Origin of the sequence: Crossiella cryophila (assembly GCF_014204915.1) — a bacterium.
In the GTDB taxonomy this organism is placed as follows: domain Bacteria; phylum Actinomycetota; class Actinomycetes; order Mycobacteriales; family Pseudonocardiaceae; genus Crossiella; species Crossiella cryophila.
In genome coordinates this window covers 9,540,877-9,553,694 of the sequence record NZ_JACHMH010000001.1, presented here as the reverse complement: position 1 = coordinate 9,553,694, position 12,818 = coordinate 9,540,877, and the positions used below count along the sequence as shown (strand labels likewise).

General features: G+C 70.3%; 11 protein-coding genes and 1 pseudogene. 11 read left to right on the top strand and 1 reads right to left on the bottom strand.

The window, feature by feature from the left end:
* The first annotated feature begins 33 nt into the window (after positions 1 to 33).
* The 9 genes from rplS (at position 34) to HNR67_RS40965 (ending at position 8,620) form a co-directional block, all read left to right on the top strand.
* Complete coding sequence (gene rplS / locus HNR67_RS41005; protein ID WP_185009053.1) at positions 34 to 393, top strand: 50S ribosomal protein L19; 360 nt, start codon at positions 34 to 36, stop codon at positions 391 to 393.
* Positions 394 to 426: 33 nt separating this feature from the next.
* A complete protein-coding gene (lepB, locus tag HNR67_RS41000; protein ID WP_407645168.1) occupies positions 427 to 1,353 on the top strand; it encodes a signal peptidase I in 927 nt (308 codons plus the stop codon).
* A gap of 2 nt (positions 1,354 to 1,355) precedes the next feature.
* Positions 1,356 to 2,198, top strand: a complete 843-nt coding sequence (locus tag HNR67_RS40995) for a ribonuclease HII (protein ID WP_185009051.1) — start codon at positions 1,356 to 1,358, stop codon at positions 2,196 to 2,198.
* The gene (locus HNR67_RS40990; RefSeq protein WP_086790123.1) at positions 2,195 to 2,518 is read left to right on the top strand and encodes a DUF2469 domain-containing protein; all 324 of its coding nucleotides are present in this window, start codon (positions 2,195 to 2,197) and stop codon (positions 2,516 to 2,518) included. Before HNR67_RS40995 ends, HNR67_RS40990 begins: the two co-directional genes overlap by 4 nt.
* 147 nt (positions 2,519 to 2,665) lie before the next feature.
* On the top strand, positions 2,666 to 3,208 hold the full coding sequence (locus HNR67_RS40985; protein ID WP_185009049.1) for a YraN family protein: 543 nt from the start codon (positions 2,666 to 2,668) through the stop codon (positions 3,206 to 3,208).
* Positions 3,209 to 3,554: 346 nt separating this feature from the next.
* Positions 3,555 to 5,072: a YifB family Mg chelatase-like AAA ATPase gene (locus HNR67_RS40980; protein ID WP_185009047.1), complete on the top strand. Its 1,518-nt coding sequence runs from the start codon at positions 3,555 to 3,557 to the stop codon at positions 5,070 to 5,072.
* A gap of 142 nt (positions 5,073 to 5,214) precedes the next feature.
* The gene (dprA, locus tag HNR67_RS40975) at positions 5,215 to 6,363 is read left to right on the top strand and encodes a DNA-processing protein DprA (RefSeq protein WP_185009045.1); all 1,149 of its coding nucleotides are present in this window, start codon (positions 5,215 to 5,217) and stop codon (positions 6,361 to 6,363) included.
* Positions 6,364 to 6,495: 132 nt separating this feature from the next.
* Positions 6,496 to 7,641, top strand: coding sequence for a tyrosine-type recombinase/integrase (locus tag HNR67_RS40970; protein WP_185009043.1), 1,146 nt, complete (start codon positions 6,496 to 6,498; stop codon positions 7,639 to 7,641).
* The gene (locus HNR67_RS40965) at positions 7,616 to 8,620 is read left to right on the top strand and encodes a FliA/WhiG family RNA polymerase sigma factor (RefSeq protein WP_221490223.1); all 1,005 of its coding nucleotides are present in this window, start codon (positions 7,616 to 7,618) and stop codon (positions 8,618 to 8,620) included. The genes HNR67_RS40970 and HNR67_RS40965 overlap by 26 nt, the downstream gene beginning before the upstream one ends.
* A 1,527-nt stretch (positions 8,621 to 10,147) precedes the next feature.
* Here HNR67_RS40965 and HNR67_RS40960 read toward each other — a convergent pair.
* Positions 10,148 to 10,657 (bottom strand): annotated as a pseudogene (locus HNR67_RS40960) (murein hydrolase activator EnvC family protein); the annotation flags it as partial.
* A 358-nt stretch (positions 10,658 to 11,015) separates the two neighbouring features.
* Here HNR67_RS40960 and rpsB point away from each other — a divergent pair.
* Together rpsB and tsf are read left to right on the top strand one after the other, a co-directional pair.
* Complete coding sequence (rpsB, locus tag HNR67_RS40955) at positions 11,016 to 11,843, top strand: 30S ribosomal protein S2 (RefSeq protein ID WP_185009039.1); 828 nt, start codon at positions 11,016 to 11,018, stop codon at positions 11,841 to 11,843.
* A 97-nt stretch (positions 11,844 to 11,940) separates the two neighbouring features.
* Positions 11,941 to 12,756, top strand: coding sequence for a translation elongation factor Ts (gene tsf, locus HNR67_RS40950; protein WP_185009037.1), 816 nt, complete (start codon positions 11,941 to 11,943; stop codon positions 12,754 to 12,756).
* Positions 12,757 to 12,818 lie beyond the last annotated feature (62 nt).

The following is a 12,818-nucleotide window of genomic DNA, read 5'->3' as shown; positions in this document are numbered from 1 at the left end:
GAGAACTCTGAGAATGACGAGGACGGAACACCCATGAACATCCTGGACGCTCTGGACGCCCAGTCGCTGCGTTCTGACATCCCGGAATTCCGCCCGGGGGACACGCTGAAGGTGCACGTTCGCGTCATCGAGGGTTCTCGTGAGCGCGTGCAGGTCTTCCAGGGCGTGGTCATCCGCCGCCAGAACGGTGGCATCCGCGAGACCTTCACCGTCCGCAAGGTCTCCTTCGGCGTCGGCGTCGAGCGCACCTTCCCGGTGCACTCCCCGAACCTGGCCAAGATCGAGCTGGTGACCCGCGGCGACGTGCGCCGGGCCAAGCTCTACTACCTGCGCAACCTGCGCGGCAAGGCCGCCAAGATCAAGGAGAAGCGGGACACGGTCCCCGCCAAGTGATCGGGCGTCGTCTCCGTCACGTAGCCTGATTCGGTGGCCGACATCGTGGCTTCCCAGCCTCAGCACAACGATCCGGATGACTCCACCCCCGCCCACGGCACCCCGCGTGCCGGGGCCGGGGCGTCGGAGGAGAAGCCCTTCCATACGAAGAAGCCCAAGAAAAAGGGCTCCTTCTGGAAGGAGCTGCCGATCCTGATCGTGGTCGCGCTGCTGCTCACCTTCCTGATCCAGGAGTTCCTGGCCCGGGTGTACGTGATCCCGTCGCAGTCCATGGAGCAGACGCTCCACGGTTGCGACGGGTGCACGAACGACCGGGTGCTGGTCGACAAGGTGACCTACCGCTTCAGCGATCCCAAGCCGGGTGACGTCGTGGTCTTCCGCGGCCCCGACTCGTGGAGCCCGGAGATCGTGGGATCCCGCTCGTCGAGTTCCTTCATCCGCTGGTTCCAGGGCCTCGGTTCGTTCATCGGCCTCGCGCCGCCGGACGAGCGGGACTTCGTCAAGCGGGTGATCGCGGTCGGCGGGCAGACCGTGCAGTGCTGCGACGACCAGAACCGGTTGCTGGTCGACGGCAAGCCGTTGACCGAGCCCTACCTGTACTGGGATCCCGAGCGCAACGGCGGGGCCCAGGACCAGACCCGGTTCGGTCCGATCACGGTGCCGCAGGGCCACCTCTGGATGATGGGCGACAACCGGAACAACTCCTCGGACTCCCGGGCCGAGGGGCACGGTCCGGTGCCGGTGGCCAACGTGATCGGCAAGGCGCAGGTCATCGTGCTGCCGCCAGGCCGCTGGCAGACCATCGACGACCCGAACCCGCAGGCCGCCGCCCTTGGCGCCGCGCCGTGGCAGGCCGGGATCCCCGCGGGGATCGGCATGGTGGGCGCCGTGCCCACGCTGTGGCTGATCCGCCGGGGCCTACGTCCGCTGCGTTCCCGGAAGAAGCGGGATCTCGACTGATCATGGCTGGGGCCAAGGTGTCGCCCCGTCCGGATGACTCGAAGGCCGAGCTGCGCCCACCGCGAGCGGTGGTCCGCGGCAGCTCCGGCAACTGGGCGTTGCAAGCCGCGCTGGACCGGCGCGGCCTGGGCCCGGTGGCCGGGGTCGACGAGGCGGGACGGGGCGCGTGCGCCGGACCACTGGTGGTCGCCGCATGCGTGCTGCGCCCAGGCGACACCCGCCGGTTCGAGGGCCTGACCGATTCCAAACTGCTCACCGCGGCCACCCGCGACCGGATGTACGACCTGGTCCTGGACCGGTCGGTGGCACATTCGGTGGTGGTGGTCGACCCGGCCGAGGTGGACGCCCTCGGCATCCACGTGGTCAACCTGGAGGGCATGCGCCGGGCGGTGGCGAGGCTGTCACCGCATCCCGGCTACGTGCTCACCGACGGCTTCCGGGTCCCCGGCCTGACCGCCCCCAACATGCCGGTCATCAAGGGCGACCAGGCGGTGGCCTGCGTCGCCGCGGCCAGCGTGCTGGCCAAGGTCACCAGGGACCGCATCATGACCGAGTTACACCAGCGGCACCCGAGGTACGGCTTCGATGTGCACAAGGGTTACAGCACCGCGGAACACAGTGCGGCACTGCGAACCCACGGCCCCACCGACGAACACCGGTGGAGCTACGCCAACGTCGTGGCCGCCGCCGAGGAACATGGCCTGACCCCGCCCCGGCGGGTGAAAACCGGATTGCTCGCGACCGCCCGAAACGGCGTTGCCCCGGTAGTCCAGAATGTGTTGGTTCCACCAGGACGCCTCGCTGAGGGGGCGGCAGTGTCACGACGAGGGGTCGAAGGCGGATGAGCGCGGAGGATCTCGAGAAGTACGAGACCGAGATGGAGCTTCAGCTCTACAAGGAATACCGCGACATAGTCGGTCAGTTCGCCTACGTCGTGGAGACCGAGCGGCGGTTCTATCTGGCCAACGCGGTGGACGTGCAGGTGCGCAACGCCGACGGCGAGGTCTACTTCGAGGTGCGCATGTCGGACGCGTGGGTGTGGGACATGTACCGCCCCGCGAGGTTCGTGAAGAACGTCCGGGTCATCACCTTCAAGGACGTCAACGTCGAGGAACTGGACAAACCAGACCTCCGCCTCCCCGAATCAGGCCCCTTCGGCCAATAGCACACATTCCCCCCTCCCCACCCCCCAAGATCGCAACCCATCCACACCCACCCACTTATCCACAGCCCCACCCCACCCCACCTGGCGCAAAACCCCCCCTCCCGACAAAGGTCGAAGGCACACCCCCTCCGACCCCCGGGAGCCCCCATGCCCACCACCGCAACACCCCCCACCCGCACCGCAACCCCGCCCCGCGCCGCAACCCCACCGCGAGCCGCAACCCCACCGCGAGCCGCAGCTTCGCCCCGCGCCACAACCCCGCCCCGCAAAGCCACCCCCACCACCCCCGGCAACGCAGCCGCAACCCTCACCACCACCCTGCGTTCCCGCGCCACCCACCACAACAAATCCCTGGGCCGCAAAGGCGAAGCCCTGGCCGCCCAGTACCTGGAGTCCCAGGGCCTGACCATCCTGGACACCAACTACACCTGCCGCCACGGCGAACTCGACCTGGTGGCCACCGACGGCCAAACCCTGATCGTCTGCGAGGTCAAAACCCGCAGCGACCCGTCGTTCGAGCCCCCCGCCGCCGCCCTGACCCCCCGTCAGGCCCGCCGCATCCGCGAGTCCACAGAATCCTGGCTAACCCTCCACCACGTCCCCTGGGTCCCCATCCGCTGTGACCTGGTAGCCATCCTGTGGCCGCCCGGCGACCCCCCAACCCTCGACCACCGCAGAGCCATCCTCTAGCTCGCGCCCGGCTCCTCCCCGAGCCCATTGGTCACCCCAGCCGGAGCCCGCCCCACCGGGGCCGCCCGAGCCACCCAGGCCTCAACACCCGCCTGGCCCCGACACGTCCAAACACTCCCGCACTGCACCTCAGCCGAGGCCACCCCAGCCCCGGCTACCCCCGCACGCCCTCATCCGTGCTCCCTTCCCGCACGCCCCAGAGCCCTCTCCCGCCACCTCACTTCTCTGCTCGGCCTTTGACCGCCCCCTCACACCTTCCGCAGCACCAAGCCCTCCTCCTCTCCTTCTCCCTCTGTCCCAAGCCCTCCCAAGCTCCCCTCCCCTTCCTCTCCCTGGAGTCGCCCCCATGCCCCCGGCCCGAGCCTGGTCCGTAGCCCTCTTCGGCGTGGACGGCCTCCTCGTCGAGATCGAGGCCGACCTCGGCGGCGGCCGCCCAGGCGTCCAGATCGTCGGCCTGCCCGACACCGCGCTCCAGCAGTCCAAGGAGCGGGTCCGTGCCGCCGTCTGCAACAGCGAGGAACCCTGGCCCGACCGGAAGATCACCTTCGCCCTGTCCCCAGCCGCCCTCCCCAAGACCGGCGCCGGCTACGACCTCGCCCTGGCCTGTGTCGCCCTGGCCGCGGCCGCCGCGATCCCCCAGGAAGCACTCGACTCCACCGCCCTGCTCGGCGAACTGGCCCTCGACGGTCGCCTCCGCACGATCCGCGGCGTCCTGCCCGCCCTGCTCGCCGCCCGCCGCGCAGGCATCCGCCGAGCCGTAGTCCCCAGCCCCGCCCTCCCCGAAGCGGGCCTGGTCTCCGATCTCGACGTCTACGGCGCCGACACCCTCGCCGAGGTCCTCCGCTGGCTCCGCGGCGAAGCCGACCTCCCCACCCCGAAGCCGACCACGACTACCACCCAGACCACCCCCTGCCCCGACCTCACCGACGTCGTAGGCCAACCCGAAGCCCGCTGGGCCCTGGAGGTCGCCGCCGCCGGGGGCCACCACCTGCTGCTCGTCGGCCCACCCGGCACCGGCAAGACGATGCTCGCCGAACGCCTAGCCGGCCTGGTCCCACCCCTCACCGGCGAACAGTCCCTGGAAGTCACCGCGATCCACTCCCTGGCAGGCACCCTGTCCGCCGACTCCCCACTCATCACCAGCCCGCCCTTCATCGCCCCACACCACTCCATCTCGGTCGCGGGCCTGATCGGCGGCGGCTCCGGCCTGGCCAAGCCCGGCGCGATCAGCACCGCCCACCACGGAGTCCTGTTCATCGACGAGGTCGGCGAACTCGGCCCCCAACGCCTGGAATCCATGCGCACCGCGCTGGAACAGGGTGAGGTCCGCCTGGCCCGCCGAGACGGCCTGGTCCGCTACCCAGCCCAGTTCCAGCTGGTCCTGGCCACCAACCCCTGCCCCTGCGCCCCACCCCGCGACAGCGAATGCATCTGCCAGTCCTCGGCCCGCCGCAGGTACGCCGCCCGCCTGTCCGGCCCGCTGATGGACCGGGTCGACCTCCAGGTCCGCATGCGCCCGCTCAGCCACATGCACGTCGACCCCGACAACCCGCCCGAGAACACCGCCACCGTCCGCCACCGAGTCCTGGCCGCCCGAGCCCGCGCCCAGCACCGCTGGTCCCAGCACGGCTGGCCCAACAACGCAGCCGTCCCCGGCCCCGCCCTGCACCGCGAATACGCCCTCCCGAAACCCACCACCGCCCTACTCGACCGCTCCCTGGCCCACGGCGTCCTCACCGGCAGAGGCGCCGACCGCTGCCTCCGCGTCGCCTGGACCCTCAGCGACCTCGACCAATCCGACCGCCCCACCGCCGACCACGTAGCCGCCGCCCTGGAATTCCGCGACCGAGCCCCCCGCCCCTGACCACCCCAGCTCCTTGCCCCCAACACAGCCCCAGCCCGATCGACCCCAACCCCACCGCCCCAGCTTCGGCACCCGCCTCGAGCCCGCCGCCCCGCCCCTGTCCTTCGCCCCGACCTCCGCTCCCAACCCCGTCAGGAGTCCCATGAGCGCGGACGACCCCCGCCTGCGCCTCGCCCGCGCTTACCTGTCCCGAGTCGCTGAACCCCCGGCCCCCGCACTGCACCGCCTCGTCACCGAGCTGGGCGCCGTGGCGGCCGCCGACCAAGTCCACCGCGGCGACGTCCCACCACCCGTCTCCAGGGAGACCGAGGCCCGCCGCACTGCCTTCCTCCCGCGGGAGGACCTCGCCGCTGCCGAGGCCCTGAACGCCCGCCTGCTCATTCCGGAAGACCCCGACTGGCCGAGTTGGCAGTTCTCCAGCTTCGCCGCGGCCGCGGCCCAGGGCGCGGCGGAGGCGGTGCCGCCGTTGGCGTTGTGGGTGCGTGGTGAGGCGCCGCTGGCCGAGCTGGTTGAGCGTGCTGTGGCGATCGTCGGTTCCCGGTCGGCGACTCCGTACGGCGAGACGATCGCGACCGAACTCGGTATCGGACTCGCCGAACTCGGTGTCACCGTCGTATCCGGAGCCGCGATGGGCATCGACGGCGCCGCGCACCGCGGCGCGATCATCGGCAACGGCCCCACCGTGGCCGTGGTCGCCTGCGGTCTCGACATCCCGTACCCGGCGGGGCACGTTGGCCTGTTGCGCCGGATCGTCTCCCACGGCGGCCTCATCCTCAGCGAGTACCCGCCCGGTGTTCAGCCGGCGAAGCACAGATTTCTAGTGCGCAACCGGCTCATTGCCGCACTTGGTGGCGGCACGGTTGTGGTCGAGGCCGGTATCCGCAGCGGCGCCACCAACACCGCCGCCCACACCCGCACCCTGGGCCGTCCGCTGATGGCGGTGCCCGGTCCGGTCAACTCGGCCATGTCGGTCGGTTGTCTGGCGCTGCTCCGGTCCGGCCATGCGGTGCCGGTGGGCACCGCGGCTCAGGTGATCGAGGCATCCGGCCGAATCGGTATCGACCTTTCTGACACCCCGGAAGGTCCGCGCAGGGAAACCGACGGCCTGGAACCCCACGCCCTCCGTGTGCACGAGGCGTTGCCAGAGCGGTCCGGATTGAGCGCGGAAGAGGTAGCTGTCGAGTCCGGACTGCCGCTGAGCCGGGTCAGAGGACTACTCCCCGCATTGGAACTCGCCGGACTCGCCCAGAGGGGCGACGAGGGTTGGCATCGGCTGCGAGCCAATAGATGATCAAAGCGAACCCGTGGACCGCGTCGACCACCCACAACTGTTGGGCGGTGCCACTTGACCGAGTCCGCTTGACCGCGCAGCGTGTCAGGTGGAGGCCGCCGCCCGCCAGGCGTGCCACAAGGGAGGAATGGCATGCCGACCCCGCGAGGGGACCGCCGTCGGGCCACCGGAACGGCATCCGCGCGTGCCCACCTCCCGGCCCCACTGGCTCGGTCCGTGGACGAGTTCGAGCGCCACCTGACCCTGGAGCGCGACGTCTCGCCGCACACCGCCCGCGCCTACCTGAGCGACGTCGTCTCCCTGCTGGCCCACTTCACCCACGGACCGCAAGGTCCCGGCGTTACGGACCGGTCGTCCGAGCCCGAGGCTGAGCGCGCGTCCGGGGCCGTGCCTGAGCCCGGGGTCGAGCCTGCGTTCGGGGGTTCGACACCAACCGCGACACCAACCGGGCCACCGCCGCCGGCCGCACCCGCGGATGAGGACCATGGCGACCTGGCGGCATCGCCGAACCTGGGTGCACTTGATCTCAGCGAGCTGCGGTCCTGGCTCGCGGACCAGCGGGCGGGCGGGGCCAGCCGGACCACCCTGGCCCGCCGTGCCGCTGCGGCACGGACGTTCACCGGGTGGGCGGCGAAGGCGGGTTACCTGGACAACGATCCGGGGCCTCGACTGGCCTCGGCGCGGCCGCATCGGCACCTTCCGTCGGTGCTTCGTGCTGATCAAGCCGCCGCCGCGATGGAGGCTTCAGCCTCCGGGGCTGCGGAGGGTGATCCGGTTGCGCTGCGTGATCACGCGATCGTGGAACTCCTGTACGCCAGTGGGGTTAGGGTGGCGGAACTCTGTGGGTTGGACGTGGGCGATATTGATCACTCGCGGCGTGTCGCGCTGGTTATGGGCAAGGGCGGCAAGCAGCGTTCAGTCCCGTACGGGGTGCCTGCCGAACGGGCGATCCGTGCCTGGTTGGAGCGCGGTCGGCCGCAACTTGTCTGTGCCGCTTCACATGCGGCGTTGTTCCTCGGCGCGCGCGGTGGCAGGCTCGATCCCAGAGTGGTGAGGAGGGTGGTCCACGACATGATCGGTTCCGTGCCGGGCGCCGCCCCGATTGGTCCGCATGGGTTGCGCCACTCCGCCGCGACCCATCTCCTCGAAGGCGGAGCCGACCTCCGAAGCGTTCAGGAACTGCTCGGTCACGCTACGCTCGCAACGACTCAGCTCTACACCCACGTCACCGTCGAACGGCTGAAGGCGATACATGACCGAACCCACCCCCGTTCCTGACGATGCCGGGGGAGGTTTCCGCACAGCGACCGTGTCAACGGCGTCCTCCCCGCAGGCCCGCTCCGCCCACCTCGGACGGGCTCGTCGTCACGGCGTTGACGAAGGCACGGCGCCCAGGCAGGGGCGCGGTGCCGGGAACCCCGGCGGACACGGCCACGAGTCCGAGCCGGAACCTGAGGAGGCCACCGCGACCGTCAGCGAGGTGCGCAGCGCCGACGATGTCGAGGCAGGCATCGTCGCGTTGTGGCGCGCCTATGGCGTGGCCCGCGAACAGTCCCTCCGGGACCGCCTCGTGCTGCACTACGCGCCGCTGGTCAAGTACGTCGCCGGCCGGGTCGGCACCGGGTTGCCGTCCTACGTCGACGTCGCCGACCTGGTCCAGTCCGGTGTTTTCGGACTGGTCGACGCGATCGAGAAGTTCGAGCCCGAACGCGGGCTGAAGTTCGAGACCTACGCCATGCAGCGCATCCGCGGCGCCATCCTGGACGACCTGCGCGCCCAGGACTGGGTGCCCCGTTCGGTCCGCAGCCGCGCCCGCGACGTCGAACGTGCCCTGGAACGGCTCGAGGCCCGGCTCCAGCGCACCGCCACCGACCTGGAACTGGCCGACGAACTGGGTGTCAGCAGCGACGAGTTGCGCGAGCTGTTCGCCCAGCTGCAACTCACCAGCGTGGTCGCCCTGGACGAGCTGATCGCCGCCGGCCGGGGCACCGCCTCGTTGGCGGAAACGCTGCCTGACGACCGAGCCGAGGATCCGGTCGCGGCCCTGGTCGACCAGGACGGCCGTCGCCAGCTCGCCGACGCGATCGCCCAACTCTCCGAACGGGACCGGGTCGTGGTCACGCTCTACTACTTCGAGAACCTGACCCTCGCCGAGATCGGCCGGGTTCTGGGCGTCACCGAGTCCCGGGTCTGCCAGCTGCACACCCGCGCGGTGCTGCGCCTGCGCACCAAGATGGCCGAACAGGCTGAGGCCTGACGGATCTGATGCGGTGATCGCGCCGCGATAAGCCTCGTCGGCCGGACCTGGCGTACCCGTAGATCGGCATGCTTCCGGTGGGGGACTGCTGGAGCTGCCTGTTCGGGGTGTCCGAGTGGTGTTGGCTGCCTCCTTGGGGAGTGTTGTCGGCTGGCGGGATGCCTGGTCGGTGGGGGACCTCTGCCGAGTCGACGAACATTTGCCGGGCTGGTGCTTGGTGCGGTGTGGATTTGGGTTGCCGGCACCGCACAACTTGGTGTTCGCGGACGGGGCTTTGCCAGCCGGATGGTGAGTGGGGCGCCCGAAGGCGTTGCCTGAGCTTGGGGACACTCGGAGCGGGGATGGTTCCGTTGCGCGAGTAGGTCTTCGTCTCGTGTCTGGTTCGCGTTGCCGGTGGTGCTCGGCGCCAAGCGGCCACCGGCCTGCGGGTTTTTGTTGGCCTCCTTGGGGTTGGGGCTGGGACTTGGCTCCGGAGTGGCGTCGACCGTGTGTGGTGGAGGCGGTTGACGCCTGGGTCGCCGGAGCTGTCTCCAGAGGACCAGTTGCCCGGCTGGCACGCCTGGTCCCGAATGGGTGGTTTTGGTGGTGTGGGGCGTGAGTGCTGGTCGGGAGGGTGGTTGGGGCCCGGCTGGAGAGACCGCGCTCGAGGGAGAGAGGGACAGCTCGGGAGAGGGACGGCGGGGTGGGGGCTGCGGGATTGGGACTGCGGGAGCGGGACTGGGGGATCGGGACTGCGGGACCCGGCCCAGGTCCGAGCCGGAGCCGGGACCGGGCCGGGGGACGAGGACGGGGGACGAGGACGGGGGACGAGGACGGGGGACGAGGACGGGGGACGAGGACGGGGGACGAGGACGGGAATGGAGAAGAGAGGCCGAAGGGGGGAGACGGGGAGGGAAGAGGAGCGGCCGGGCGGGGATGTCGTGTGGGAGAGGTTGGGCGGGGAGGTCGGGTGGAGGCAGGGAAGGGGGAGGAGAAGAAGGGGAGGAGGGCGAGTGCAGGGGAGGACGGGGAATGGGCGAGCTTGTCCCGGAGCCCGGAGCCCGGAGCCCGGAGCCCGGAGCCCGGAGCCCGGAGCCCGGAGCCCGGAGCCCGGAGCCCGGAGCCCGGAGCCCGGAGCCCGGAGCCCGGAGCTGGGAGCTGGGAGCTGAGGGGTGAGCGGGTGGGGCGTGGGCGGGAGTTCGGGACCGAGCGGCCGTTGTGAGGTGGGGACCGGGCCAGGGGCTGGGCGCCAGGAGTTGGTGACCTTGCCGGGGATGTGGGGGCGAGGGGCTGGGGCTTGGTGGCTGGGCGGACTTGGTGGTGGATGGGGTCCTGGGGAGGTGTGTTGGGGATCTCGTGGTGGATGGGATCCGGAGTGGGGAGCTGGCGGGTTTGGTGGTGGAGGGCTGGGTTCGGTGGGGGGTGGCCCGGGTTTGTGGAGTGGGGCAGGGGGAGTAGGCGGGGTTTGGGGTGGGTTAGTAGGTGCAGGGGGTTCAGGTAGGTGTGGTGGCGGCGTAGGCCCCAGTGCAGGCAGGCGGGGGTTGGGCAGCCGGGGTGGCCTGGGGCGAGGGTGGCTATGGGGGTGGCGGTGGGGACTTGTTGGCCTTTGTGGACTTGGGGGATCACGGGCTCGTAGGTGGTGTTCAGGCCGTTGGGGTGGTGGAGGGTTATCACGCCTCTGCCCGCTACGGGGCCGGCGAAGGTGACTGTTCCGGTTGAGGGGGCCAGGACTGGGGTGCCGGGTGCGGCGGACAGGTCTATGCCTCGGTGGCCTGGGCCGTAGCGGTGCTGCGGCGGGGTGAACCGCCGCAGCACCGCCGGCCGACCGGGGAGCGGCCAGACCCACCTGGTGCTGCGGGGGTACAGCGGGGGTGGGGCGGCGCTACGGACCGCGGTCGGGGCTGCCCCGGCCTCCGCGCACCCGGCCAGGGCCGTGGTCGCCAGGGCGAGTGCGGTCGCCAGGACCAGGGCCTTCACCACGACGACCGCCTTGACGGCCAGGTGGGCGGTCGTCCGGGAGGTTGTGGTGTTGGCGGGGGTGTGGGGTGGGTGGGGCATGGGTCCACCGTGGCGGGGGTGGGGTGGGTTGGGCCAGTGGGTGGGGTGGGGGGTGTGGATAAGTGGGGTTATGTGGATAAGTCGCGATCTTGGGGAGGGTGGATTCGGAGTTCGGTGGGGTGGGGGCGTATGCTTTTGGCGCGGTCCGTCTCTGTGCGGACTGACTTCGCGTGTCAGCGCAGGTCTCACGATGTGAGACGCGTGGCCCGGTGGTCCTGGATCTTCCGCAGGTTGGGAAGGCCCGGGTTCGGGCGGCGGCCCTGACACCAGGGCGAGGGGCCGACCGGTCGCTCGCGGCAACCATTCCGCGTGCCGGATTTTGTCCGGTGCGCCTGAGCACATGAGGTGTCATCCGGCCATGGCCGTCGTCACCATGAGGCAGCTGCTTGACAGCGGCGTGCACTTCGGGCACCAGACCCGCCGTTGGAACCCGAAGATGAAGCGCTACATCTTCACCGAGCGCAACGGCATCTACATCATCGACCTTCAGCAGACGCTGACCTACATCGACCGGGCCTACGAGTTCGTCAAGGAGACGGTCGCCCACGGCGGCACCATCCTGTTCGTCGGCACCAAGAAGCAGGCGCAGGAGGCCATCGCCTCCCAGGCCCTGCGGGTCGGCATGCCCTTCGTCAACCAGCGCTGGCTGGGCGGCATGCTCACGAACTTCTCCACCGTGCACAAGCGTCTTCAGCGCCTCAAGGAGCTGGAGTCGATGGAGCAGACCGGTGGCTTCCAGGGTCTCACCAAGAAAGAGATCCTGATGCTCACCCGTGAGAAGGACAAGCTGGAGAAGACCCTCGGCGGTATCCGCGACATGGCCAAGGTGCCGAGCGCGGTGTGGATCGTGGACACCAAGAAGGAGCACATCGCCGTCGGCGAGGCCCGCAAGCTGGGCATCCCGGTCGTGGCGATCCTGGACACGAACTGCGACCCCGACGAGGTCGACTTCCCGATCCCGGGCAACGACGACGCGATCCGGTCGGCCGCGCTGCTGACCAAGGTCGTCGCCGAGGCCGCGGCCGCCGGCCTGATGGCCCGTTCCGGCCAGGGCAAGGCCGCCGAGGGCGAGGACAAGCCCGGCGCCGTCGAGGAGCCGCTGGCCGAGTGGGAGCAGGAGCTGCTGGTCAACGCGACCGCGGGCGCTCCCGCCCCGGTCGAGGGCGAAGCAGCCGCCCAGTCCTGATCAACGACCTCCGCCCGGCCATCGCGCCGGGCGGAGGCTCGTCAGGCTCCGCACCCCCGCACCCCGTTGCGTACCGAATAAGGACGGACGACGCACGATGTCGAACTACACCGCGGCTGATGTGAAGCGGCTCCGTGAGCTGACCGCCGCCGGCATGATGGACTGCAAGAAGGCGCTCGAAGAGGCCAATGGCGACTTCGACAAGGCCGTCGAGATCCTGCGCATCAAGGGCGCCAAGGATGTCGGCAAGCGCGCCGAGCGCACCACCGCCAACGGCCTGGTCGCCGTCTCCGGCGGCGTCATGGTCGAGCTGAACTGCGAGACCGACTTCGTCGCCAAGAACGACGACTTCCAGGCGCTGGCCGAGAAGGTCCTGGCCGTGGCGGTCGAGGGCAAGATCGGCGACCTGGCCGAGCTGAAGTCCGCGAAGCTGGACGAGGGCACCGTCGAGGACGCCGTGCTCGGCCTCTCCGCGCGCATCGGCGAGAAGCTGGAACTGCGCCGGGTCGTCTCCTTCGACGGCTCCGTCGCGGTCTACCTGCACCGCCGTTCCTCCGACCTGCCGCCGGCCGTCGGCGTGCTGGTGGAGTACACCGGTTCCGACGAGGACGCCGCCCGTGGCGCCGCGATGCAGATCGCCGCGATGAAGCCGCGCTACGTCACCCGGGACGAGGTGCCCGCCGACCTGGTCGCCAACGAGCGCCGGATCGCCGAGGAGACCGCGCGGGAGGAGGGCAAGCCCGAGGCTGCCCTGCCCAAGATCGTCGAGGGTCGCGTCAACGGCTTCTTCAAGGACTCCGTGCTGCTGGAGCAGGCCTCCGTGCAGGACAACAAGAAGAACGTCAAGGCCGTGCTCGACGCCCAGGGCGTCACCGTGACCCGGTTCGCCCGGTTCGAGGTGGGCCAGGCCTGAGCGGCCTGACCCGATGAACATCATCTGGTCCGAACGAGGACCATGAGGCTGTGCCCCGCCTT